This is a genomic window from Aquincola sp. J276, from assembly GCF_024700035.1.
GTDB classification, from domain to species: Bacteria; Pseudomonadota; Gammaproteobacteria; order Burkholderiales; family Burkholderiaceae_C; genus Aquincola; species Aquincola tertiaricarbonis.
This window is the reverse complement of sequence record NZ_JAJONC010000001.1, coordinates 1,069,109-1,093,473: the sequence shown is the minus strand read 5'-3', so window position 1 is coordinate 1,093,473 and position 24,365 is coordinate 1,069,109. Positions and strand designations below refer to the sequence as shown.

Here is a 24,365-nt window from a genome sequence, read left to right as displayed (position 1 = left end):
TCAGCCGTTCAGCGGCATTCGCTGGCCGCCACCTGACGGGCGCGCTGGGTCTCGGCGCCGAGCTGCTGGTCGTCCAGAAACTCGCGCTCGCCCTTCTCGTTCACGCGGGCGATGCGCAGGCCGCTTTCCAGCTGCCGCAGCGCTTCCCGCGCGCGGTTGCAGTTCTCCACGCGCTGGCTGGCCTGGCGCGTTTCCTCGGCCTTCTTTTGCGCGGCCTGTTCCTCATCGGCGCGGCGCTTGCGCGCCTCCAGCTCGGGATCGACACGCGCAGCCGGCACCGAGGCGGCGGGCGACGCCGGCGCTGCGGGTGCCGTGGTGGCACCTGTGGCCGCCGGCCGCGGGGTGGGCGCGGCGGCAGGGCGCTGGATGACGTTCCTGTCGGGGATGTCGCGCGGTGGCGGCAGGTCGCTGGCATGTACCTGGCCGCGGCTGTCCTTCCACACCCACTGCGCCCGGGCGGCGGAGGACATCAACACGGCGGCAGCACACAGCACGCCGGTGGTCACGAACATTGAGGGTCGATGCATGAGGCGCCGTACTCAGGCCGTGAAACGGATAACCGCGCAGTGTAGCGGGCTGGTGGCGTGCAACAGGACGATGCCGCGAGCCTCCCTATAATCGCGCTTTGCGACTGGAGCTTTCTCATGCGCCTTCTTGGCAAAGCCCTCACCTTCGACGACGTGTTGTTGGTGCCAGCGTTCTCGCAGGTCCTGCCCCGCGACACGAGCCTCTCGACCAAGCTGTCCCGCAACATCGCGCTGAACCTGCCGCTGGTGTCCGCCGCGATGGACACCGTCACCGAAGCCCGGCTGGCCATCGCGCTGGCGCAGGAAGGTGGCATCGGCATCGTGCACAAGAACCTCACGGCCAAGCAGCAGGCGGCCGAAGTGGCCCGCGTCAAGCGCTATGAGTCGGGCGTGCTGCGCGACCCCATCACCATCGGCCCCGACATGACGGTGCGCGAAGTCATCGCGCTGTCGGAGCAGCACGGCGTCTCGGGCTTCCCGGTGGTTCAGGGCAAGACGGTGGTGGGCATCGTCACCAACCGCGACCTGCGCTTCGAGACCCGCATGGACGTGCCGGCGCGCCAGATCATGACGCCGCAGGACAAGCTCATCACCGTCAAGGAAGGCGCCTCGCTGGCAGAGGCCAAGACGCTGATGCACCAGCACAAGCTGGAGCGCGTGGTGGTGGTGGGCGAGGGCTTCGAGCTGCGCGGCCTGATGACCGTCAAGGACATCACTAAGCAGACCACCTTCCCGAATGCCGCGCGTGATGCGCAGGGCAAGCTGCGCGTGGGCGCGGCGGTGGGCGTAGGCGACGGCACCGAGGAGCGCGTAGAGCTGCTGGTCAAGGCCGGCGTCGACGTGCTGGTGGTGGATACCGCGCACGGCCACAGCGCCGGCGTGATCGACCGCGTGCGCTGGGTCAAGAAGAACTACCCCGGCGTGGACGTGATCGGCGGCAACATCGCCACCGGCGCCGCCGCGCTGGCGCTGGTGGAAGCCGGCGCCGATGCGGTCAAGGTCGGCATCGGCCCCGGCTCCATCTGCACCACCCGCATCGTCACCGGCGTGGGCGTGCCGCAGATCATGGCGATCGACGGCGTGGCCACCGCGCTCAAGGGCACCGGCGTGCCGCTGATCGCCGACGGCGGCGTGCGCTACTCGGGCGACCTGGCCAAGGCCATCGCCGCCGGCGCCAGCACCGTGATGATGGGCAGCGCCTTCGCCGGCACCGAGGAGGCGCCGGGCGAGGTCATCCTGTACCAGGGCCGCAGCTACAAGAGCTACCGCGGCATGGGCTCCATCGGCGCGATGCAGCAGGGCTCGGCCGACCGCTACTTCCAGGAAGGCGCCACCAGCAATCCCAACACCACCAAGCTGGTGCCGGAAGGCATCGAGGGCCAGGTCCCGTACAAGGGCTCGGTGGTGGGCATCATCTTCCAGATGGCCGGCGGCCTGCGCGCCTCCATGCACTACTGCGGCTGCGCCACCATCGACGAGATGCAGAGCAAGGCCGAGTTCGTCGAGATCAGCACCGCCGGCATCCGCGAGAGCCACGTGCACGACGTGCAGATCACCAAGGAAGCGCCGAACTACCGCGCGGAATGACCATGGACGCCGACGCTCGCAAGCCGGGCACGCCGCCCGGCGGGCCGAGCGCCGGGCCGCCCTCAGCCGGCCCGCGCCCCCCTGGAGGGCCGTCGGGCGTACCCGCCCGGCGGGGGGCCGCCATGCCTTTCATCTTGATCACCGTGCTGATCGACATGGTGTCGATCGGCCTGATCATCCCGGTGCTGGCGCCGCTGGTGGGCAGCTTCACCGGCAGCCAGGCCGACCAGGCCTTCTGGTTCGGTGCCGTGTCCTTTGCCTTCGGCATCGCCAACTTCTTCGGCGCGCCGGTGCTGGGCGCGCTGTCCGACCGCTACGGCCGGCGGCCGGTGCTGCTGCTGGGCTTCACCGGCCTGGCGCTCAGCTTCTTCGTCACCGGCCTGGCCAATGCGCTCTGGATGCTGATCGCCGTGCGGCTGGTCAGCGGTGCGCTGCAGGCCAATGCCGCCGTGGCCAATGCCTATGTGGCCGACATCACCCCGCCCGAGGATCGCGCACGCCGCTTCGCGCTGCTGGGCGCGATGTTCGGCCTGGGCTTCGTGCTCGGGCCGGTGATGGGCGGGCTGCTCGGCAGCATCGACCTGCACCTGCCGTTCTACGTGGCCGGCGGCCTGGCACTGCTGAACCTGCTGTACGGCCTGTTCGTGCTGCCCGAATCGCTGCCGGCGGACAAGCGCAGCCCGTTCGAATGGCGCAAGGCCAACCCGGTGTCGGCGCTGCGCGGGCTCACGCGGCTGGAAGGCATCGGCCCGCTGGTGATTGCCATCGCCTTCGCCACGCTGGCGCAACTGATGCTGCATTCCACCTGGGTGCTGTACACCTCCTTCAAGTTCGGCTGGGGGCCGCGCGAGAACGGCTGGTCGCTGTTCGCCATCGGCGTGATGATGTTCATCGTGCAGGGCGGGCTGATGCGTGCGCTGCTCAAGCGCTTCGCGGCCGAGCGGCTGGCGCTGCTGGGGCTGCTGTCGGCCGGGCTGTGCTACCTGGGCTGGGCGCTGGCCACCGAGGGCTGGATGATGTACGTGTTCATCATCGTCAACGTGCTGGGCTATGCGGTCACGGCGGCGCTGCAGAGCATCGTGTCCAACGCCGCGAGCGCCGACATGCAGGGCAGGGCCATGGGTGCGCTGGCCGGCATCAGCAGCATCATGGCCGTGGCCGCGCCGGTGATCGGCGCCGCGCTGCTGGGCTTCGTGTCGCACCTGGCACCGGGCGACTGGCGCATCGGCGCACCCTTCTTCTTCTGCGCCGCGCTGCAGGCCATCGCCACGCTGCTGGCCTGGCGGCATTTCCGGCGCCCCGGTTTCCGTTCCTCCGCATCTGCCACCGCGGGCCCGCCCGCGGCCGCCGACGTACATCCCTGACTGGCATCCGACCATGCACGACAAGATCCTCATCCTCGACTTCGGCTCCCAGGTCACGCAGCTCATCGCCCGGCGCATCCGCGAGGCGCATGTGTATTGCGAGATCCACCCGAACGACGTCAGCGATGCCTTCATCCGCGAGTTCGCGCCCAAGGGCATCATCCTGTCCGGCAGCCATGCCAGCACCTATGAGGAGCATGAGTTGCGCGCGCCGCAGGCCGTGTGGGACCTGGGCGTGCCGGTGCTGGGCATCTGCTACGGCATGTTCACGATGGCGGTGCAGCAGGGCGGCCAGGTGGAAGCCAGCGACCACCGCGAGTTCGGCTATGCCGAGGTGCGCGCCCATGGCCACACGAAGCTGCTCGACGGCCTGCAGGACTTCGCCACGGCCGAGGGCCACGGCATGCTCAAGGTGTGGATGAGCCACGGCGACAAGGTCACCGCGCTGCCGCCGGGCTTCAAGCTGATGGCCAGCACGCCCAGCTGCCCGATCGCCGGCATGGCCGACGAGGCGCGCGGCTACTACGCGGTGCAGTTCCATCCCGAGGTGACGCACACGGTGCAGGGCAAGGCGCTGCTCGAACGCTTCGTGCTGAACATTGCCAAGGCCCAGCCGGACTGGGTGATGAAGGACCACATTGCCGAAGCCGTGGCGTCGATCCGCGCGCAGGTGGGCGACGAGGAAGTGATCCTGGGCCTGTCCGGCGGCGTCGACAGCAGCGTGGCCGCGGCCTTGATCCACCGTGCCATCGGCGACCAGCTGACCTGCGTGTTCGTCGACCACGGCCTGCTGCGGCTGAACGAAGGCGACATGGTGATGGACATGTTCGTCGGCCAGCTGCATGCCAAGGTCATCCGCGTGGATGCGAGCGAGCTGTTCCTGGGCAAGCTGGCCGGCGTGAGCGACCCCGAGGCCAAGCGCAAGATCATCGGCAGCGAGTTCGTCACCGTGTTCAAGCAGGAGGCGGCCAAGCTGGTGGGCGCAGGCGCCAAGGGGGCCAAGTGGCTGGCACAGGGCACCATCTACCCCGACGTGATCGAGTCGGGCGGCGCCAAGACCAAGAAGGCCGTGACCATCAAGAGCCACCACAACGTGGGCGGCCTGCCTGAGCAGCTGGGCCTGAAGCTGCTGGAGCCGCTGCGGGACCTGTTCAAGGACGAGGTGCGCGAGCTGGGCGTGGCCCTGGGCCTGCCGCCCGAGATGGTGTACCGCCATCCGTTCCCCGGCCCCGGCCTGGGCGTGCGCATCCTGGGCGAGGTGAAGAAGGAATACGCCGACCTGCTGCGCCGGGCCGACGCCATCTTCATCGAGGAGCTGCGCAACTGGAAGGACGAGGCCAGCGGCAAGAGCTGGTACGACCTGACCAGCCAGGCCTTCACCGTGTTCCTGCCGGTCAAGAGCGTGGGCGTGATGGGCGACGGCCGCACCTACGACTATGTGGTGGCGCTGCGCGCAGTGCAGACCAGCGACTTCATGACCGCCGACTGGGCCGAGCTGCCCTACGGCCTGCTGAAGAAAGTGTCGGGCCGCATCATCAACGAGGTGCGTGGCATCAACCGCGTGACCTACGACGTGAGCAGCAAGCCGCCGGCGACGATCGAGTGGGAATGAGCCAGAATGGCTCGACAGCGTTCGGCGAGGTTCGCTGGTTCGCAAATTCCTGTTATCTGACAATGGTTTAGCGTTCAAATTGGTTCATCGTCGTTCATCGTCGACCAGACCCAAATGACGGTATCCATGACGGTGTTTGCGCTGCTACGCTGAAGTTGCCCGAAAAGTACCGTCAGGCGGTCTGACGGTATCGGGTGACGGTATCGGTGAGGCCCGCATGTCAGTCGTACGCTTGGAAAGATCTGCCAGCGCGAGCCCCTCTCGCGCTCGCTCGCTCACGGATCTGCAGCTCAAGGGGTTGAAGGCCCGCGACAAGGCCTACAAGGTCAGCGACCGGGACGGGCTCTACGCCTACGTGGCGCCGTCCGGGTCCGTCAGCCTTCGGTACGACTACCGCATCGGGAAGCGACGGGAGACCTTGACGCTGGGTCGCTACGACGCCACAGCCTCGGCCAGAGTCCCGCGGCCCCTGGAGGTGCTCGAGTTCGGCATGGGTGTGTCCCTGGCGGAGGCGCGTCTGCTCTTGAGCCAGGCGAAGCGTTCGCTGGAGCAGGGTGTGTCGCCTTCGCGCGCGAAGGCCGAGAAGAAGGCAGCGGAAGCCGAGGCGCTCACGTTCGGCAAGTGGGTGGAGCGCTACCTCGAGTTCAAGGGCGACCCGAAGAGCAAGGGCGAGCAGCTCGCCGACAGCACGCTGGCGATGCGTCGATCGACCTACAAGCGGGCGCTGGAGAAGCCCCTCGGCAAGCTGATGCTTGAAGAGATCACGCCGAACCGGCTGGCCACCTTGTGTGACGACATCAAGGCGCAGCGCGGTCCGGCGGTGGCGGTGCACGCGCGCGAGATCGTGCTGATGGTCTACCGGCACGCCCAGCGCAAGGGGATCGAGGTGTCGAACCCGGCCGAGCGAGTGCAGGCGAGCGCCATCGCACGCTTCGAGCCACGCGATCGGGCGCTGTCCCCGAGCGAACTGCGCCTGTTCCTCGCCGCGCTGGATCGGGCTCCCACGATGCCGACGCTGCGGCTGGCGGTCCGGTTCGTGCTCCTGACGGGCGTCCGCAAAGGCGAGTTCATCGGCGCCACCTGGGACGAGATCGACTTCGACAGCGAGACGTGGACCATCCCGTCACGCAGGATGAAGGGCGGCAAACCGCACATCGTCTACCTGTGCGACCAAGCACTGGACATCCTGACGACGTTGCGATCGTGCTTCTCTGCGAGCCGCTACCTTCACCCGGGCAGGTACGACAGCGACCTTCCCATCAGCGATGCGACCCTGAACCGGGTCATCGCCATGGCGATCGCCAGTATCCGGAATGACGCCCCCCGACTTCACGCCCTTCACCGTGCACGACCTTAGGCGCACGTTCAGCACCTCGCTGAACAGGGCCAAGTTCGACGAGCGCTGGATCGAGATGGCCCTGGCGCATGTCCCCCGGAACCGCATCGCCGCCACCTACAACGTGGCGCGCTATGCAGCGGAGCGCCGCATCATGATGCGGGCTTGGGGGGACATGCTGTCCCTTTGGGAACAAGGCCAGTCTGCGAGGGATGTGATCGCAAAGGCCAGGCGCGATGCCTCCGAGGTGATGGACTTGGACGTCGCCGACGACCTTTGACTGCCTGGTTGGAGTGCTGACCGGTCAACTGACTTGCAGCACCTTGACATGGTGGGGGTCGTTGGTTCGAGTCCAATCGCGCCTACCAAATTCGGTAGGAAGAACAAGCACCTAGCGGAGACGCTAGGTGCTTTTTTCTTGGCGGTACGAAAAAAGTACGAAAAAGCGGGTGTCGGGTGTCCGCACTCTGTGGGTCTCGCGTGATCGCGCTGGATCTGCTTGACCGGTGCGCCTTCGCGGCGGGCATGACCTTGGCGTCCGATCGGCACAGGCCAGACGCCGTAGGCGCTGCACCGCGGCTTGGCGCATGTCCTCGTCGGTAGTGAGCGAGCGCCAGCGGTTTCAGCTATCGTCCCCGCGTGACGTTCAGCCAGCGCCTTCGAGCCCGTGTCATCGGCATTCTGTCGATGGCTTTGCTGTTCTCGCAGATCGCTGTGGCCGCCTACGCCTGCCCGGCCATTGGCGAGCGGGCCGGCTCCGCCGACGCCGCAGCGATGGCGGGGATGCCTTGCGCCGAGATGATGGCTGCCGGCGTGCCGCTCGATCCCGAACAGCCGACGCTGTGCATGCAGCACTGCCAGTTCGGCTCGACCACGCAGGTCGTCGATCACGTGCCCGCGGTGTTCGCGCCGGTGACGGCACTCCCCGCGCTGTTCACCGTCTCGGTCGATGGACGGATGGACCTCGGCCTGAGTTCCTGGGCCGAGAGCGAGCGCCTGCGCGACCGACCTCCGCCGCTCGCCCACAGCATCGCGCACTGCTGCTACCGCATTTGATCTCCTGAAGTCGCCCGCTTGATCGGTCGCGGCGCTGCCGCGGCCCGGTTCCGGACTTCAGGAGTTCCCATGATTTCGACCCTGCCCAGGAGGCGAGACGGCCTCCGTCTGGCTTCATCCCTCGTGCTGTGGCTGGCATTGGGCGCTGCGCCTGCCTTTGCTCAGACCTCGCTCTCCTTGGAGAGCGCCGTCGCCGAAGCCGCCGTGCGCTCGCGGCTCGTGAGCGCGATCGAGTCGCAGGCCCAGGCTGCGCGCGAGATGGCTGCGGCTGCGGGCCAGCTGCCCGACCCGGTGCTCAAGCTCGGCCTCAACAACCTGCCGATCGACGGCCCGGACCGCTACAGCGTCACCCGCGACTTCATGACGATGCGTTCGGTCGGCCTCATGCAGGAGCTGACCCGGGCCGACAAGCGCAGCGCCCGCACGCGCCGTGCCGAACGCGATGTCGAGCTGGCCAAGGTCACTCGCCAGGCCACCATCGCAGACCTGCAGCGGGACGCCGCGACGGCCTGGCTCGAACGCTCGTACCTGGAATCGATGCGCGAGTTGCTGCAGGCGCAGATTGCCCAGACAGAACTCCAGGTCCAGGCTGCCGAGACGCTGTACCGAAGCGGCAAGGGCTCGCAGGCCGAGGTCTTCGCGGCGCGCGGATCGGTCGAGCAGCTGCGCGACGGGCTGGCACAGGCAGAGCGCCAGATCGCGGTCGCGACCACCCAGCTGGGGCGGTGGGTGGGTGAAGGCGCGCGGCTGCCGTTGGCTGCACGTCCTGTGCTCACGCTGCCTGCATGGACCGAAGGTGCCCTGGCGGAGCACCTGACCCAGCACCCCCAGATCGCCGCTGCAGCGCAGCAAGAGGCCATCGCCAACAGCGACGCCGCCGTGGCGCGTGCCGCGCGATCGTCGGACTGGAGCGTCGAGCTGATGTACAGCCAGCGCGGACCCGCCTACTCGAACATGGTGTCGATCAATCTGTCGGTGCCGCTGCAGTGGGACCAGAAGAACCGGCAGGACCGTGAACTCGCGGCGCGGCTAGCCGGCATCGACGAGGCGCGAGCCCGTCGCGAGGAGCTGCAGCGAGCCCACGAGGCCGAGGTTCGCGCGATGCTCCAGGAGTGGCGCAGCCACGAGGATCGATTGCGTCGCTACGACGCTTCGCTGTTGCCGCTGGCGACTCAGCGCAGCGAAGCTGCGCTGGTGGCCTACCGCAGCGGCACCGGTCCGTTGCCGGCCGTGCTCGAAGCACGCCGCAGTGAAGTGGATGTGCGCATGGAGCGCCTGCGCATCGAGATGGACAGGGCCCGGGTCTGGGCTCAACTGAACTATCTGCTGTTGTCACACGACGGCGCCCAAGCCAAGCCGGAGGCGGCACGATGAACACCCGAAACACCTTGTTGACGGCCGTCGTTGCCGTCGCGCTGGCAGCGGGCGGCTTTGCGCTCTACCAGGTCGGCATGCACCGCGGCATGGGCCAGGCTGGCGCCGGAGCAGCAACTGCATCCGGCTCGACTCCTGCGGAAGACCCGACCAGCAGCATCGCTGCCGGCGAGGCCGCGACGCGACGCCACATCAAGGACGGCATCAAGGCCGGCGAGATCGATCCTGCCACCGGCAAACCCGTCCTCTACTACCACGACCCCATGGTGCCCGGTAAGCGCTTCGACGCGCCGGCCAAGTCGCCGTTCATGGACATGATGCTGGTTCCCGTCTATGGCGGTGCTGGTGGCGACGACCAGGGCACGGTCACTGTGAGCCCGCGCATCCAGCAGAACCTGGGGGTGCGGACAGCCGAGGTCGTGGAGGGCACGCTGCAGCCGATGGTCAGCGCCGTCGGCAGCATCGCCTGGGACGAGCGCGACCAGTCGGTGTTGCAGGCCCGGGCGACGGGCTACATCGAGAAGCTGCATGTGCGAGCCACGCTCGATCGCGTGCGCGCAGGCCAGCCCTTTGCCGAAATCTACGTGCCCGAGTGGGTGGCGGCGCAGGAGGAGTACCTCTCGGTCAAGCGCTTCGCGAAGGATGATGCGGGGCTGGCAGCTGCAGCCCGCCAGCGCCTGCTGCTGGCCGGCATGAGCGAAGCGCAGGCCGCGCGTGTCGATGCGGCGGGCACCGTGCAGCCACGCATCACGCTCGTCGCACCGTCGAGCGGCGTAGTGGCTGAACTCGTGGCTCGTGAGGGCATGACGGTGAGCCCGGGGATGATGCTGGCCCGCATCAACGGTCTGGCCAGCGTCTGGGCACTCGCCGAGCTGCCCGAGAGCCAGGCCGCGCTGGTGCGCCCCGGCAGCCAGGTCGAGGCACGCAGCCCAGGCGTCCCAGGGGCGGTGTTCCGCGGCAGCGTGCAGGCGCTGCTGCCCGAAGTGAACGCGACCACGCGCACGCTTAAGGCGCGCGTGCAGTTCGCCAACCCTGGCGGTCAGTTGGTGCCCGGCCTGTTCGTCACGATGCAGTTCACGGACACCCGCGCGGGCAAGGCACTGCTGGTGCCGACGGAAGCGGTGATCCAGACCGGCAGGCGCGCGGTGGTGATGGTGGCCGAGGAGGGCGGGCGGTTTGCCCCGGTCGATGTGGAGACAGGCCTGGAGACCGGCGGCCAGACCGAGATCAAGCGCGGCCTGAAGGCGGGCCAGCGTATTGTCGTCTCGTCGCAGTTCCTGATCGACTCGGAAGCCAGCCTGAAGGGCGTCGAGGCGCGGCTCAACAACCAGCCGGCGCCCACAGCCGCCAACACCGCCCAGCGCCACAGCGCCCAGGGCCTGATCGAGTCGCTGGACCGCGAAAGCGTCACGCTGAGTCACGGCCCGATCCCGAGCGTCGGCATGGGCGCGATGACGATGGAGTTCAAGCTGCCGCCGCCTAACAAGCGGCCGCGCGGCCTGGCGGTGGGTGACCGCGTCGACTTCGAGTTCTACGTCGACCCGACCGATGGCCCGACCGTGACCACGTTGACGCTGCTGCCCCCGTCTGCGCCTGCCGCCGCCGCCCCGGGAGCGTCGCGATGATTGCCGCGCTGATCCGCTGGTCCATCGTCAACCGCTTCCTGGTGCTGCTGGCGACCGTCATCGTCACCGCCTGGGGCCTGTGGGCCGTGCAGCGCACGCCGCTGGATGCGCTGCCCGATCTCTCGGACGTGCAGGTGATCATCCGCACGCCCTACCCGGGGCAGGCGCCGCGCATCGTCGAGAACCAGGTCACCTATCCGCTGACGACGACGATGCTGTCAGTGCCGGGGGCGAAGGTCGTGCGTGGCTACTCGTTCTTCGGCGACAGCTTCGTCTACGTGCTGTTCGACGACGGCACCGACCCGTACTGGGCGCGCTCGCGGGTGCTGGAGTACCTGAACCAGGTGCAAGGGCGACTGCCCGCCGCCGCGAAGCCGGCGCTCGGGCCGGACGCCACCGGTGTGGGCTGGATCTACCAGTACGCGCTGGTGGACCGCAACGGCACGATGGACGCCGGCCAGCTGCGCGCGCTGCAGGACTGGTTCCTGAAGTACGAGCTGAAGACCGTGCCCAACGTCGCCGAGGTCGCCTCGGTCGGTGGCATGGTGCGCCAGTACCAGGTGCTGCTCGACCCTGACAAGCTGGCGGCCTACAACGTGCCGCATGGCGCGGTGATCGACGCGATTCGCAACGCCAACCAGGAGGCCGGCGGTTCGGTGCTGGAGCTTGGCGAGGCCGAGTACGTCGTTCGCGCCTCGGGCCTGCTGGCGACGCTGGACGACTTTCGCAAGATTCCCTTGAGTGCCACGGACGCCGGCGTCAGCGTGCGCCTGGGTGACGTGGCGCGGGTGCAGGTCGGCCCGGAGATGCGGCGCGGCATCGGCGAACTCGATGGCGAGGGCGAGGCCACCGGTGGCGTGATCGTGATGCGCTCGGGCAAGAACGCGCTGGAGACCATCGCCGCCGTGAAAGCCAAGATCGCGTCGCTGCAGGCCAGCCTGCCGCAAGGCGTGGAGATCGTGTCGACCTACGACCGCTCCAGCCTGATCGAGCGCGCCGTGGAGAACCTCAGCCACAAGCTGATCGAAGAGTTCATCGTCGTGGCACTGGTGTGCCTGGTGTTCCTGTTCCATCTGCGCTCGGCGTTCGTGGCCATCGTCACGTTGCCGCTGGGCATCCTGGCGAGCTTCATCGTCATGCACTACCAGGGCGTCAACGCCAACGTGATGTCGCTGGGCGGCATCGCCATCGCCATCGGCGCGATGGTCGATGCGGCGGTGGTGATGATCGAGAACGCGCACAAGCACATCGAGGCCTGGCGGCACGCGCACCCGGGCGAGGACCTGAAGGGAGAAGCGCAGTGGCGCGTGGTGGGCGACGCGGCGGTCGAGGTCGGCCCAGCGCTGTTCTTCTCGCTGCTGATCATCACGCTGAGCTTCATCCCGGTGTTCACGCTGGAGGCGCAGGAGGGTCGGCTGTTCTCGCCGCTCGCATACACCAAGACCTACGCGATGGCGGCCTCGGCTGGCCTCGCGGTGACGCTGGTGCCGGTGCTGATGGGCTACCTGATCCGCGGGCGCATTCCGGACGAGCGGCGCAACCCGTTGAACCGTGCGCTGATCGCGATCTACCGTCCGCTGCTCGACGGCGTGCTGGCCTGGCCGAAGGCGACCGTTGTCGTCGCCTTGCTGCTGCTCGCCAGCACCGCCTGGCCGATCCTGAAAATCGGCGGCGAGTTCATGCCGCCGCTGGACGAAGGCGACCTGCTCTACATGCCCACCGCGCTGCCCGGCCTGTCGGCCGGCAAGGCGGCCGAGCTGCTGCAGCAGACCGACCGGCTGATCAAGACCCTGCCCGAAGTGCAATCGGTCTACGGCAAGGCCGGCCGTGCCGAGACGGCCACCGACCCGGCACCAATGGAGATGTTCGAGACCACGATCCAGTTCAAGCCGAAGGACCAGTGGCGCGAGGGCATGACGAGCGACCGGCTGGTCGAGGAACTGGACCGCATCGTCAAGGTGCCCGGGCTGTCCAACATCTGGGTGCCGCCGATCCGCAACCGTATCGACATGCTGGCGACCGGCATCAAGAGCCCGGTCGGGGTGAAGGTGGCCGGCACCGACCTGGCCGAGATCGACCGCTTGGCAGGCGAAATCGAGAAGGCGGTGAAGGGCGTTCCCGGCGTCAGCAGCGCGCTGGCCGAGCGGCTGACCGGCGGGCGCTATGTCGACGTGAATATCAACCGCGATGCAGCGGCGCGCTACGGCATGAACATCAGTGACGTGCAGTCGGTGATCAGTGCGGCGGTCGGCGGCGACAACGTCGGCGAGACGGTCGAGGGCCTGCAGCGCTTCCCGATCAACGTGCGCTACCCGCGCGAGGTCCGCGATTCGCTGCAGAAGCTACGCCAGCTGCCCGTCCTCACGCCGCGCGGCGCACGCATCGTGCTGTCCGACGTGGCCGAGCTGCGCATCACCGACGGCCCGCCGATGCTGCGCAGCGAAAACGCACGCCTGGCCGGCTTTGTCTACGTCGACATCCGCGGGCGCGACCTGAAGTCCGCGGTGATCGACATGCAGAAGGCGGTCGCCGAGCAGGTGAAGTTGATGCCGGGCTACTCCGTCTCGTGGTCGGGGCAGTTCGAGTTCCTGGAGCGCGCGACGGCCAAGCTCAAGGTCGTCGTGCCCTTCACGCTGGGCATCATCTTCGTGCTGCTGTACCTGACCTTCCGCCGCTTCGACGAGGCGCTGCTGATCCTGGCGACGCTGCCCTTCGCGCTGATCGGCGGCTTCTGGCTGCTTTACCTGCTGGGCTACAACCTCAGCGTGGCCGGTGCGATCGGCTTCATTGCGCTGGCCGGGGTGGCGGCCGAGTTCGGCGTGATCATGCTGCTGTACCTGAAGCAGGCCTGGGAAGCGCGGCTGGCGCGCGGCCAGACCAATGACTCGGACCTGCTCGACGCGATCCGCGAGGGCGCAGTCCTGCGCGTGCGGCCCAAAGCGATGACGGTGGCCGTCATCATCGCCGGCCTCGTGCCGATCATGTTCGGTGGCGGCACCGGCTCCGAAGTGATGCAACGCATCGCCGCGCCCATGGTCGGCGGCATGGTCACGGCGCCGCTGCTGTCGATGTTCGTTGTACCCGCCATCTACCGGCTGATGCGAAGACGCAAGCATGCTGCTGTCGGCGAAGCGCCTGCCGATCGCGGCGATGCCTCGATGCCGGACCCGGCGACGTCGGCGGCCTGAGCACGACCGGCGGTGGGCTGTCAGAAAAGCAGCCGCCGTCGGCCTATCGCTTCGCCTTCGCCACTTCCTCCGCCACGAGGGCGGCGAGCTGGTCCGGACCGAAGCTGGGCAGGCTGCGGCCGTTGACGAAGAAGGTAGGCGTCCGGCTCACCTGCAGGGCGGTGAGGTCCTCGACATCGTGAGCCAGCAGCGCCTGCATCTCGGGCCGGGCCATGTCCTCCCGCGCCCGCTCGATATCCAGGCCGGCGGCCTTCGCGATCTCGAAGGTGAGGTCGGGGTTCGGGCGCCCGTGGTCGGCCCAGGTCGGCTGCGCCTGCAGCACCGCTTCCAGCAGCGGCTGGTACTGGCCCTGGCGTTTGGCCGCTTCGAGCAGCATCACCACCTGGTCGGAGCCCTGGCCGGCTGTAGCCCCGCTGCCGTCAGTCCACCTTCGCCGTCCGCAGGCGCAGGGCGTTGCCGATCACGCTGACCGACGACAGCGCCATCGCCGCCGCGGCGACCACCGGGGACAGCAGCAGCCCGAAGAAGGGGTACAGCACGCCGGCGGCGAGCGGAATGCCGGCCACGTTGTAGGCGAAGCTCAGGAACAGGTTCTGCCGAATGTTCTTCATCGTCGCGTGCGACAGCGTGCGCGCCCGCACGATGCCCATCAGGTCGCCCTGGAGCAGGGTGATGCCCGAACTCTCCATCGCCACGTCGGTGCCGGTGCCCATGGCGATGCCGACGTCGGCCGCGGCCAGCGCGGGCGCATCGTTCACGCCATCGCCGGCCATCGCGACCACGCGGCCCTCGGCCTTCAGCCGCTGCACGACCGAGGCCTTGTCCTCGGGGAAGACCTCGGCCACCACCTCGTCGATGCCGAGTTCGCGGCCGACCGCCTCGGCCGTGGTCTTGCCGTCGCCGGTCAGCATGACGATGCGCACGCCCGCGGCCTTGAGCGCCCGCAGGGCCTGGCCCGTCGTCGCCTTGATCGGGTCGGCAATCGCCACGAAGCCCGCCAGCGCGCCGCCCACGCCGACGAAGATGACCGTCGCTGCCTTCTGGCGCTGCGCCTCCGCGGCGGCAACCTGGTTCGCCGTGTCGACGCCGTGCTCGGCGAGGAACTTCGCGCTGCCCGAAACGATGACCTGACCCTCGACAGTGCCGATGACACCCTTGCCGACAGGCGAGTCGAAGTCCGTGACGGGCGACAGCGGCAGCTTGCGCTCCTGCGCGTCCATCACGATGGCCATCGCCAGCGGATGCTCGCTGGCGCGTTCGACGCTCGCGAGCTTCTGCAGCACGGCGTCGGCGGTGAAGCCCGGCGCGGGCTCAATGTGGACGACCTTGGGCCGGCCCTCGGTCAGTGTCCCGGTCTTGTCGACGACCAGCGTGTCGACCTTCTCCATGCGTTCGAGTGCCTCCGCGTCGCGGATGAGCACGCCGTGCTGCGCGCCGCGGCCGACACCCACCATGATCGACATCGGCGTGGCCAGCCCGAGCGCACAGGGACAGGCGATGATCAGTACGGCCACCGCGGTGATCAGCGCATAGCTGAACGCGGGCGACGGCCCCCAGATCAGCCACGCGACGAAGGTCAGTGCGGCCACGCCGATCACGACGGGGACGAACCAGCCGGCCACCTCGTCGGCCATGCGCTGGATGGGGGCCCGGCTGCGCTGGGCGGCCGCGACCATGTGTACGATCTGCGAGAGCAGGGTGTCGGCGCCGACCTTCTCGGCACGCATCACGAAGCCGCCGGTCTGGTTGAGCGTGCCGGCGGTGACCTTGGAGCCGACGGCCTTGGCCACCGGGATCGGCTCGCCGGTCACCATCGATTCGTCGACGTTGCCCTTGCCCTCGGTGAGTTCGCCGTCGACCGGCACCTTTTCGCCGGGGCGCACGCGCAGCAGGTCGCCGACCTGGATGGCGTCGACCTGGACGGTCTCGTCGCTGCCGTCGGCCTTTACCTTCACTGCCGTCTTCGGCGCCAGGCCGAGCAGGGCCTTGATGGCGCCCGAGGTCTTCTCCCGTGCGCGCAGCTCCAGCACCTGGCCGAGCAGCACGAGCACGGTGATCACCGCCGCCGCCTCGAAGTAGATAGCGACGGCGCCATCGGCCATGCGCAGGTTTGCAGGGAACAGCTGCGGCGCCACCGTGCCGACGATGCTGTAGAGCCAGGCCGCGCCCGTGCCCAGCGCGATGAGCGAGAACATGTTCAGGCTGCGGTTCTTCACCGACGCGACAGCGCGCACGAAAAACGGCCAGCCGGCCCACAGCACCACCGGCGTGCCCAACAGCAGCTGTATCCAGTTCGACATCTGCTGGCCGAGCACATGACTCAGGTTCGTCAGGTGGCCGCCCATCTCCAGCGCAAAGACCGGCACGGTCAGCGCGGTGCCGATCCAGAAGCGCTTCGTCATGTCGCGCAGCTCGGGGCTCTCGCCTTGATCGGCCGTCGCTAGCACGGGCTCGAGCGCCATGCCGCAGATGGGGCAGCTCCCCGGTCCCATCTGGCGCACCTGCGGATGCATCGGGCAGGTGTACTCGACCTGGGCTGGGTCGCCTCCAGGGACGGGCTTCGGCTGCGATGGTGTGTGGACGTGATGCCCGTGGTCGTGGTGGCCGTGCGCCGCGTGGTCGTGGTGCCCGCCCTTCATGACCGTGCCGTCGGGCATCACGTGGGTGCCCTCGGCCTCATGGGCGTGATGGGCGTGATGCGCGTGATCGTGGGTCGTGCTGCTGTGGTCGGGCATGGCGCTCTCCTGTTGTTGCTGGCAGTCTCGACCTTGTCCCGGTGGGAAGGTCAAGGGCGCGCTATCGAGCGGCGAAGACAACTGCAATCCACAGGCCGAGCGCGGCCAGGCCAAGCCAGCATAGACAGAACAATGCCCGCTCCCACCAGAGGGGTGGACCGTCCCGAAGTTCGAGGCGGACCTTCAGGGTCATGCCGAGGCCATGGACGAGTGCCCCACCAGCCAGCAGCGGCAGGGCATAGGCGCGGAGCCACTCCGGCAGCATCAACGCCGCGCCGGCGCCCAGAACGATGGCTCCCATCCCCGAGAACAGCTCGGCGGCCTTCACGTGACCGCGAGGCCCGAGCTTCATGTCATGGCGGCGGTGTGCGGTCCTTGGGCTGCCCGTGGTCGCGATGGCCATGGTGCCCGTGCCCATGGAAGAAGTGCATCAGCGGGCATGCCAGCAGGAACAGGTAAGGGATGGCCTGCGTCACGTGCGTCAGATGCTCGGTGAGCAGGTAATAGATGCCGACCGCGCCTGCGACGAGCATGAAGATGCCCAACGGCGAACGCCAGCGCGACGGTGGAGCGGGGTCCTGGGGATGCATGACCCGCCTCGACCTACCTGGCCGCTGGCGCCTTCATCGCCTCGCGGTCCATCATCATCTTCATCATCATTTCCATCATGTCCATGCGCTTGCCCATCATCTCGGGGCTCATCGGCATGTCGCCACCCATCCCCATCCCACCCTTGCCGCCGCGCACTCGGCCCATCATGGCCATGTGGTCTTGCATGAGCTTCATGTGCTCCTGCATCAGCCTCGTTCGCTCATCCGGGGCCTTGGCGCCCATCATCCGGTCGTGCATCTCCTGCATCGACTTCATCATCGAGTCCATCTGGCCGGGCGTCGGTGACGTGGGACCGGCCGTTGCGGCGCCTGGCGGGTGATGGGCGGCGTGGTCGGGTTCCTTGGGGCCGGCGGCACAACCGGCCAGCACGAACGAGGTGCCAAGGACTGCCAGGGCGACTTTCATGATGACCTCCTAGGATTTCGTTGACCAGTATGCGCACTGCACCGGCCCTGCGGACTTGACCTGCCTCAAGGTCTTCTGCACGGCTTCTTCAGCCGCGGCACCCGCAGCAGCTGCCCGTCTTGACGCGCTCTGCCACCACGGTGGTGGCCTGAATCGGCACCGGCGTCGTGGTTAGTGGTGCCGAGCGTTTCCGTCCCGGTGTTCGACCACGCGCGCGTCGATGCCGGTCTGCAGGCCGCGCGCGCCGGCGAGCGCGAAGCACTGCTGGCCTACCGGCAGCGCGTGCCGCTGGCCACGGAAGAGGTGGAGAGCGCGCTGGCCCAGGTGCGGCAGGGGCAGTTGCGCCTGGCATCCCTGCAGGAACAGGCGCGGCAGGCTGTGCGCGCCGAGCAGCCCGCGCGCAAGCGCTTCGAGGCCGGGGGGCACCGACCTGCTCGAACTGCTGGATGCGCAGCGTTCTGCGCAGCGCGCCGAGATTGGACTGTCTTTGGCCCTGACAGGTCAGCAGCAGCGGTGGTGGGGCTGCAGCGCGCGCTGGGATCGCGCCTCCTGCCGGACGGTCGCGCAGCAGTGGTGGGTCCTGCCCAGTGGGAGGGGTGATGCATGAGCTTGCTCAAGCACCCGGGCATCACACTTCGACAGCAATGCCGGCTTCTCGTGCAGGGCTTGGCCCGCTTCGGAACACGCCGGCCGGGCCGGCAAAGTAAACTTCCGGCATGAGTGTGTTCATCCGAACGCTGTTGGTCTGGCTGATCGTCCTCGCGCTTCCCGTGCAAGGGGCGTCTGCCGCGACCATGGCGTTCTGCGGTCCCGCCCACCACGGCGGCGGGCAAGCCCGTAATGCGGTGACCGCCTCGGGCTCGGAGCACTCTCATCACAGCGTCGCCGTAGCCGCAAACGACCTCGAGGCGGGCATGGCGGCCGAAGCCGCTGTCTCCGACGACGCTTCATCCATGCTGAAGGCCAGCCAAGCTGCCAAGCAGAAGTGCAGCGTCTGCGCTTCCTGCTGCTCGCTGGGTGCCATCCTGACCACGGTGCCGGTCGTTCCGGCCACCGAGGCAGCGCCGACGGTGTTTACCACCGTCGTGCCCACAGTCGACGCGTTCGCCGCCGACGGGCCGGACCGCCCCCCTCGAAACGTCCTCGTGTAACCGGCTCGGGTTGACGCGCGTGCATTGACGCGCGGCCTCGAGCCAGGTCCTGTTCCGTCCCCGCCGCGCCTGCGGCAGGGACGTTTCCAGACGTTCACACGAGGATTCCATGGTCCCAATCCCCATGCGCCGGCGCAGCCCGTGCGCGTTGCCGAGCCTGCTGTTCACGTTGTTGCTGGTCGCGCAGGCCCACGCGCAGTCGCCCGCCCCCACACGCCCCGATCCGCTGGACCCGAGAGCCCAGGTGCCTTCGGTGCGTTACGAGTCATCGTTCGCACAGTTCCGTCGCATCGGCGACGACAAGCCCGTGGCCTGGCGCGAGGCCAACGATGCCGTGGCCCGCATCGGCGGCTGGCGGGTCTACGCGCGCGAGGCGCAGCAACCCGATCCCGCCACGGCGGAGAAGCCGGCGGCACCCTCGCAGGCTCCCGCGTCAGCGCCGGCGCCAGCGGCCCCGCCGATGCCCGCGGGCCATTCCGGCCACAAGCACTGAGAGGCCGCACGATGAGCCATGACATTCAAGGTCTAGCGCCCGCAGGGCGCGGCGTTCGCGGCCTCCGCGTGCTGGCGCTTGTCGCCAGCGCGGTGGTGTTGGGAGGCTGCGCGAGCTTCGGCGCCGACGGTGGGTTCAGTGTCGTCGAACGGACCACCAAGGAACGGATCGGCAAGGACCTGCACTGGGCGCGCGGCGACGCCGACCTCGACACCATCGCCAAGCGCGTCGCGGAACTGCTGGCCAAGCCACTGACGGTGGACGATGCGGTTCAGGTCGCGCTGCTCAACAACCGCGGGCTGCAGGCCGATTTCCAGGAGCTCGGCGTCACCGAGGCCGAGGTCGTGCAGGCCGGGCGCCTACCGAACCCGGGCTTCAGCTTCGGCCGCTCGAGCCGCGGCGACGAGCGAGAGATCGAGCGCGGCCTGCACTTCAACCTGGCGCGCCTGGTGGCCATGCCGTTGATCGGCCGCATGGAGGCGCGCCGCTTCGAGCAAGTGAAGGGGCGCGTGGCGATGAACGTGCTGTCGCTGGCCGCCGACACGCGCAAAGCCTATTTCACGGCGCTGGCGGCGGAAGAGACCGTCCGCTACATGCGGCAGGTGAAGCAGGCGGCTGACGCCAGCGCCGAGCTGGCCCGGCGCATGGAGCAGGTCGGCAACTTCAACAAGCTGCAACGTGCCCGGGAACAATCGTTCTACGCCAACGCTGCGCTTCAGCTCGCCCGGGCGGAACAGGCCCAGCGCTCGACGCGCGAGCGCCTGGTGCGTCTGCTCGGCGTCTGGGGGACCCAGACTGCGTTCGCCCTGCCCGAACGGCTGCCGGACCTGCCGCCATCGCCACTGGACCTGCCCGACGTCGAGCAGGTGGCACTGACGCAGCGGCTGGACGTGCAAGGTGCCAAGCAGGCGGCAGAACAGACGGCGAGCAACCTGGGTTTGACGAAAACCACGCGCTTCGTCAACGTGCTGGAACTGGGCGTGATGCGCAACAGCTCGAACGAAGAGCCGACCCAGCGCGGCTGGGAGATCGGCTTCGAGTTGCCGCTGTTCGACTGGGGCGGTGCGCGTGTGGCGCGTGCCGAGGCGGTGTACATGCAGACGCTTCATCGCGCCGCCGAGACTGCGATCAACGCGCGATCCGAGGTGCGCGAGGCCTACACCGGCTACCGCTCGGCCTACGACATCGCAAGGCACCACCGCGACGAAGTCGTGCCGCTGAACCAGCGCATCGCTGAAGAGAACGTGCTTCGCTACAACGGCATGTTGATCGGCGTGTTCGAGCTGTTGGCCGACGCCCGCACGCAGATCGCCAGCGTGAACGCCTCCATCGAGGCGCTGCGCGACTTCTGGATCGCACAGGCCGACCTCGACATGGCGTTGATCGGCAAACCCAGCCTTGCCGCGGCCGCCGGCCCCGCGATGGCGGCCGAAGCCGCTGGCGCAGGCCACTGAACATGAAGGACTCTCATATGCTTTCCCGACGCAAGATGCTCGGTGGCGCAGGTGCCATCACCGCAGCGGCCGCCGCCGCCTCGGTCAGCAAGGTGGCGATGGCCGCCTTGCCCGAACCGGTGCTGCAGACCAAGCCCGACACGATGCCGCCGCTGGTGCCGAACACCGGGCGCCCCTATAACCCCGTCGTCACGCTCAACGGCTGGACGCTGCCCTGGCGCATGAACAACGGCGTCAAGGAGTTCCACCTCGTCGCCGAACCCGTGGTGCGCGAGATGAGCCCCGGCTTCAAGGCCCACCTGTGGGGCTACAACGGTCAGAGCCCGGGGCCGACGATCGAGGTGGTGGAAGGTGACCGCGTGCGCCTCTTCGTCACCAACAAGCTCGGCGAGCTGACCAGCATCCACTGGCACGGCCAGCGTCTTCCAAATGGCATGGACGGCGTGACCGGCTTGAACCAGCCGGGCATCCCGCCGGGCAAGACCTATGTCTACGAGTTCGTGGCCCGCCGACCCGGCACCTTCATGTACCACCCGCATGCCGACGAGATGGTGCAGATGGCGATGGGGATGATGGGCTTCTGGATCACGCACCCGAAGGGCAAGCACCCGCTCATCGACGAGGTCGACCGCGACTTCTGCTTCCTGCTCAACGCCTATGACATCGATCCTGGCGCCGCCACGCCGAAGATCATGACGATGCTGGACTTCAACCTGTGGAGTTGGAACAGCCGCATCTTCCCGGGCATCGACCCGCTGGTGGTGAGGCACATGGACAAGGTGCGCATCCGGGTGGGCAACCTGACGATGACCAACCACCCGATCCACCTGCACGGGCACGAGTTCCTGATCACCGGCACCGACGGCGGGCCCACGCCGAAGAGCACGCGCCAGTACGAGGTGACGGCCGATGTCGCCGTGGGGCAGATGCGGCAGCTGGACTTCCTGGCCGATGAGGAGGGCGACTGGGCCTTCCACTGCCACAAGAGCCACCACACGATGAACGCGATGGGCCACGACGTGCCGACCATGATCGGCGTGGACCACCGAGGCGTGGCCAAGCAGATCACGAAGCTCATCCCCGACTACATGGTGATGGGCGAACGCGGCATGAAGGACATGACCGAGATGGAGATGCCGCTGCCCGACAACACCGCCGCCATGATGACCGGCACCGGTCCGTTCGGCGCTGTCGGCATGGGCGGCATGTTCAGCGTTGTGAAGGTGCGCAAGGACCAGAAGCGGGGCGACTACAGCGACCCCGGCTGGTACCAGCACCCACCAGGCACGGTGGCCTACGAGTTCACGGGCGCCTTGCCCGACCCGGCGCGCTTCAAGGCCGACGCCAGCCCTGGGCCGGGCTCCATGCCGCCAGTGGCCAAGCCGACGCAGGACGTCGAGGTCAAAGTGCGCAAGCCCGCGGGCGGCCACTCGGGCCACTGACCGCAACAAGACTCACTCTCACCACTCAAGGAGTACCGCATGAACGAACCGAAGACGATCTCGCACGCCCGCCGCACCGCTGTGACGCGCATGGCGCTTTCCGCCGCTGCGGCGGCGATGCCCCTGCTGGCCACTCCCGCGCGGGCTCACACCGACAAGCCGCACGCGCCGAAAAAGGGCCCGGTGGTCAAGGAGCAGAAGGACTGGGGCATCGCCGGCGATGCCAAGAGCGCCAAGCGCAGCATCGAGGTCGGCATGGCCGACAACATGCGATTCACGCCGGAGCGCATCGAGGTGCGTCAAGGCGATACCGTGAAGTTCGTGGTCCGCAATACCGGCAAGGTGATGCACGAGTTCGTCATCGGCACGAAGGCCGAGAACGCCAAGCACGCCGAGATGATGGTGAAGTTCCCGAACATGGAGCACGACGAGCCCTACATGGCGCATGTCCCGCCGGGCAAGACCGGCGAGATCGTCTGGACCTTCAACCGCGCGGGACAGTTCGAGTTCGCCTGCCTGATCGCCGGCCACTACCAGGGCGGCATGGTGGGCACGATCATGGTCGCCGCGGCGGGCAAGGCATGAAGCGCCGTCAGGCACTGGGTTCCCTGCTCAGCGCTGGCGGACTGCTTGCCATCCCCGCGGTGCTGCAGGCGCAGGGCCAGGCGGTGCTCGTCGAGGTCTGGAAGAGCCCGACCTGCGGCTGCTGCAAGGACTGGATCACCCAACTCGAGGCCAACGGCTTTCGGGTCAAGGTCAACGACGTCGGCAACACCGGTGCCCGCGCCCGGCTGAAGGTGCCCATGAAGCTCGGCTCGTGCCACACGGCTCTCGTGGGCCGTTATGCCATCGAGGGCCACGTCGCCGCAGCCGACATCCGCCGGCTGCTGAAAGAACGCCCCGACGCGATTGGCCTGGCCGTGCCGGGCATGCCGGTGGGCTCCCCGGGTATGGACGGTCCTGCTTTCGACAACCTGCAGGACCCCTACGACGTGCTGCTCATCGCCCACGATGGCAGCACTCAGATTTTCAACAGCTACTTCAAGCAAAAGGAACGCTCATGAACCGCTCAAAGACCTTCTTCCGCGCCACTGGCATCGCTTTGCTGATTTCCGCCGCAGCCGCATCGCCGGCCTGGGCTGCCGGCCACCAGGGTGGCCACGGTACGCATGGTGATCATGCCAAGCCGATGGCGCAGGCCGCTGCGGGCGACATGACCGACGGCGAGGTGCGCAAGGTCGACAAGGAGGGCGGCAAGCTGACCCTCAAGCATGCAGACATCAAGAGCCTGGACATGCCTGCGATGACGATGGTGTTTGTCGTCAAGGACAAGGCGATGCTCGACAAGCTGAAGGCCGGCGACAAGATCAAGTTCAAGGCCATCAACGACGCAGGCAAGTTCACGGTTACCGAGATGCAGATGGCACAGTAGGCGGCGTCGGGCCCGCTCGCGGTGGGCCGACCCGGTCTTTCCCACGACGTTTGAGAATCCAGGAAGCCATCGAGCAGAAAGCAAGAACATGACGCAATTCCGAGCCTGCGGCGTGCTGGCCATGCTTGCACTCCCCGGCGTGGCTTTCGCCTCCAGCCACATCGTCGACATCGCCTGGTCCCCCGACGGTCGCTTCGCTCACAAGACGCAGATTGCGGCGGGCAAGTTCGTCGAGGTGTGCGGCAAGCTGACGGTGGGCGAGGGTGTGCGCTGGAACTTCGCAACCGCAGCGCCGGTGGACTTCAACATCCACTATCACGTCGGCAAGGAAGCCGTGTTCCCGGCCAAGCAGGCACAGGTCAGCAGTGGCCGCGACACGTTGAACGTCACGGTCGGGCAGGACTACTGCTGGATGTGGACCAACAAGGGCAGTGCCCCGGTGAGCCTGACGATCGACCTGGCGCGCTGAACCCGCTTTGCTGCAGCCGGCAGCGTCGATCAGGTCGCCCGGCGACGCGCGCGCCCCGGTTGCAGTCCGACGTTTCTGCCGGCTGCGTGATGCGCGGTAGCTGCCGGAGCGGCTGTTTCGTGGGAGAGCGAGTCGATGATCGGGCAGTCGGGCCGGTCGTCACCGTGGCAACAGTGCACCAGGTGCTCCAGCGTCGCCTTCATCGACTGCAATTCCTTCAGCTTCTCGTCGAGTTCTTCGATATGCGCCTGCGCCAAGGCACGCACCTGGCGGCTCGGGCGCTTGCGGTCTTGCCACAGGCCGAGCAACTCGCGAATCTGCTCGATCGAAAAGCCCAGGTCGCGCGACTGGCGGACAAAGCGCAGCGTGCTGACTTCCTTGGCGGTGTACTGCCGGTAGCCGGAATCGGTGCGCGCCGCCTCGGGGAAAAGCCCGACGCTCTCGTAGTGGCGGATCATCTTCGCCGACACGCCAGAAGCTTTCGCGGCTTCGCCGATGTTCAT

Annotated in this window: 24 protein-coding genes and 1 pseudogene; 18 read left to right on the top strand and 7 right to left on the bottom strand. The window is 67.9% G+C overall.

The features are described 5' to 3' along the window. Positions 1–8: 8 nt before the first annotated feature. Positions 9–527 carry a DUF4124 domain-containing protein gene (locus LRS14_RS05055; RefSeq protein ID WP_257798826.1) on the bottom strand — a complete coding sequence of 173 codons (519 nt, stop codon included), beginning with the start codon at positions 525–527 and terminating at the stop codon, positions 9–11. Positions 528–644: 117 nt separating this feature from the next. Here LRS14_RS05055 and guaB point away from each other — a divergent pair, with 117 nt between their 5' ends. The 9 genes from guaB (at position 645) to LRS14_RS05010 (ending at position 13,669) form a co-directional block, all read left to right on the top strand. Then, positions 645–2,114 (top strand): IMP dehydrogenase, encoded by a 1,470-nt coding sequence (gene guaB / locus LRS14_RS05050; RefSeq protein WP_257798825.1) that lies wholly within the window; start codon positions 645–647, stop codon positions 2,112–2,114. A gap of 122 nt (positions 2,115–2,236) precedes the next feature. Then, positions 2,237–3,478 carry an MFS transporter gene (locus LRS14_RS05045; protein WP_257798824.1) on the top strand — a complete coding sequence of 414 codons (1,242 nt, stop codon included), beginning with the start codon at positions 2,237–2,239 and terminating at the stop codon, positions 3,476–3,478. A 13-nt stretch (positions 3,479–3,491) separates the two neighbouring features. Further along, positions 3,492–5,090 carry a glutamine-hydrolyzing GMP synthase gene (gene guaA / locus LRS14_RS05040; RefSeq protein ID WP_257798823.1) on the top strand — a complete coding sequence of 533 codons (1,599 nt, stop codon included), beginning with the start codon at positions 3,492–3,494 and terminating at the stop codon, positions 5,088–5,090. Positions 5,091–5,388: 298 nt separating this feature from the next. Beyond that, complete coding sequence (locus tag LRS14_RS05035) at positions 5,389–6,447, top strand: integrase arm-type DNA-binding domain-containing protein (protein WP_257798822.1); 1,059 nt, start codon at positions 5,389–5,391, stop codon at positions 6,445–6,447. Further along, the gene (locus LRS14_RS05030; RefSeq protein WP_257798821.1) at positions 6,404–6,706 is read left to right on the top strand and encodes a hypothetical protein; all 303 of its coding nucleotides are present in this window, start codon (positions 6,404–6,406) and stop codon (positions 6,704–6,706) included. The genes LRS14_RS05035 and LRS14_RS05030 overlap by 44 nt, the downstream gene beginning before the upstream one ends. A gap of 359 nt (positions 6,707–7,065) precedes the next feature. Then, positions 7,066–7,482 carry a hypothetical protein gene (locus LRS14_RS05025; RefSeq protein ID WP_257798820.1) on the top strand — a complete coding sequence of 139 codons (417 nt, stop codon included), beginning with the start codon at positions 7,066–7,068 and terminating at the stop codon, positions 7,480–7,482. Between the two features lie 69 nt (positions 7,483–7,551). After that, entirely contained in the window at positions 7,552–8,856 is a 1,305-nt protein-coding gene (locus tag LRS14_RS05020; RefSeq protein WP_257798819.1) for a TolC family protein, read from the top strand. Continuing rightward, positions 8,853–10,481: an efflux RND transporter periplasmic adaptor subunit gene (locus tag LRS14_RS05015; RefSeq protein WP_257798818.1), complete on the top strand. Its 1,629-nt coding sequence runs from the start codon at positions 8,853–8,855 to the stop codon at positions 10,479–10,481. The genes LRS14_RS05020 and LRS14_RS05015 overlap by 4 nt, the downstream gene beginning before the upstream one ends. Next, the gene (locus LRS14_RS05010) at positions 10,478–13,669 is read left to right on the top strand and encodes an efflux RND transporter permease subunit (RefSeq protein ID WP_257798817.1); all 3,192 of its coding nucleotides are present in this window, start codon (positions 10,478–10,480) and stop codon (positions 13,667–13,669) included. Before LRS14_RS05015 ends, LRS14_RS05010 begins: the two co-directional genes overlap by 4 nt. Before the next feature lie 43 nt (positions 13,670–13,712). On the opposite strand, the pseudogene LRS14_RS05005 reads toward LRS14_RS05010, so the two are convergent. The 5 genes and pseudogenes from LRS14_RS05005 to LRS14_RS04985 form a co-directional block, all read right to left on the bottom strand. Further along, positions 13,713–14,054: pseudogene (locus LRS14_RS05005) on the bottom strand (DsbA family protein); the annotation flags it as partial. Positions 14,055–14,088: 34 nt separating this feature from the next. Then, positions 14,089–16,326 (bottom strand): copper-translocating P-type ATPase, encoded by a 2,238-nt coding sequence (locus LRS14_RS05000; RefSeq protein ID WP_257800416.1) that lies wholly within the window; start codon positions 16,324–16,326, stop codon positions 14,089–14,091. A 139-nt stretch (positions 16,327–16,465) separates the two neighbouring features. Further along, on the bottom strand, positions 16,466–16,756 hold the full coding sequence (locus LRS14_RS04995; RefSeq protein WP_257798815.1) for a hypothetical protein: 291 nt from the start codon (positions 16,754–16,756) through the stop codon (positions 16,466–16,468). A gap of 1 nt (position 16,757) precedes the next feature. After that, the gene (locus LRS14_RS04990) at positions 16,758–16,994 is read right to left on the bottom strand and encodes a DUF2933 domain-containing protein (RefSeq protein ID WP_257798814.1); all 237 of its coding nucleotides are present in this window, start codon (positions 16,992–16,994) and stop codon (positions 16,758–16,760) included. A gap of 13 nt (positions 16,995–17,007) precedes the next feature. Beyond that, positions 17,008–17,421, bottom strand: a complete 414-nt coding sequence (locus LRS14_RS04985) for a hypothetical protein (protein WP_257798813.1) — start codon at positions 17,419–17,421, stop codon at positions 17,008–17,010. Positions 17,422–17,598: 177 nt separating this feature from the next. Between LRS14_RS04985 and LRS14_RS04980 the strand changes: the two genes are divergently transcribed. From LRS14_RS04980 to LRS14_RS04940, 9 genes are all read left to right on the top strand, one after another. Continuing rightward, positions 17,599–18,021 (top strand): TolC family protein, encoded by a 423-nt coding sequence (locus tag LRS14_RS04980; protein WP_257798812.1) that lies wholly within the window; start codon positions 17,599–17,601, stop codon positions 18,019–18,021. 116 nt (positions 18,022–18,137) lie between these two features. Further along, a complete protein-coding gene (locus LRS14_RS04975; RefSeq protein WP_257798811.1) occupies positions 18,138–18,572 on the top strand; it encodes a hypothetical protein in 435 nt (144 codons plus the stop codon). A gap of 109 nt (positions 18,573–18,681) precedes the next feature. Further along, the gene (locus tag LRS14_RS04970) at positions 18,682–19,065 is read left to right on the top strand and encodes a hypothetical protein (RefSeq protein ID WP_257798810.1); all 384 of its coding nucleotides are present in this window, start codon (positions 18,682–18,684) and stop codon (positions 19,063–19,065) included. Between the two features lie 11 nt (positions 19,066–19,076). Next, positions 19,077–20,519: a TolC family protein gene (locus LRS14_RS04965; RefSeq protein WP_257798809.1), complete on the top strand. Its 1,443-nt coding sequence runs from the start codon at positions 19,077–19,079 to the stop codon at positions 20,517–20,519. Positions 20,520–20,536: 17 nt separating this feature from the next. After that, a complete protein-coding gene (locus LRS14_RS04960; RefSeq protein ID WP_257798808.1) occupies positions 20,537–21,961 on the top strand; it encodes a multicopper oxidase family protein in 1,425 nt (474 codons plus the stop codon). 90 nt (positions 21,962–22,051) lie between these two features. Continuing rightward, positions 22,052–22,546 (top strand): cupredoxin family protein, encoded by a 495-nt coding sequence (locus tag LRS14_RS04955; RefSeq protein ID WP_257800415.1) that lies wholly within the window; start codon positions 22,052–22,054, stop codon positions 22,544–22,546. Next, positions 22,543–23,025: a DUF411 domain-containing protein gene (locus LRS14_RS04950; protein ID WP_257798807.1), complete on the top strand. Its 483-nt coding sequence runs from the start codon at positions 22,543–22,545 to the stop codon at positions 23,023–23,025. Before LRS14_RS04955 ends, LRS14_RS04950 begins: the two co-directional genes overlap by 4 nt. A 38-nt stretch (positions 23,026–23,063) precedes the next feature. After that, positions 23,064–23,393: a copper-binding protein gene (locus LRS14_RS04945; RefSeq protein WP_257798806.1), complete on the top strand. Its 330-nt coding sequence runs from the start codon at positions 23,064–23,066 to the stop codon at positions 23,391–23,393. An 88-nt stretch (positions 23,394–23,481) separates the two neighbouring features. Continuing rightward, complete coding sequence (locus tag LRS14_RS04940) at positions 23,482–23,862, top strand: hypothetical protein (RefSeq protein WP_056321246.1); 381 nt, start codon at positions 23,482–23,484, stop codon at positions 23,860–23,862. Between the two features lie 29 nt (positions 23,863–23,891). Here LRS14_RS04940 and cueR read toward each other — a convergent pair whose 3' ends face one another. After that, positions 23,892–24,365: a Cu(I)-responsive transcriptional regulator gene (gene cueR, locus LRS14_RS04935; protein WP_257800414.1), complete on the bottom strand. Its 474-nt coding sequence runs from the start codon at positions 24,363–24,365 to the stop codon at positions 23,892–23,894.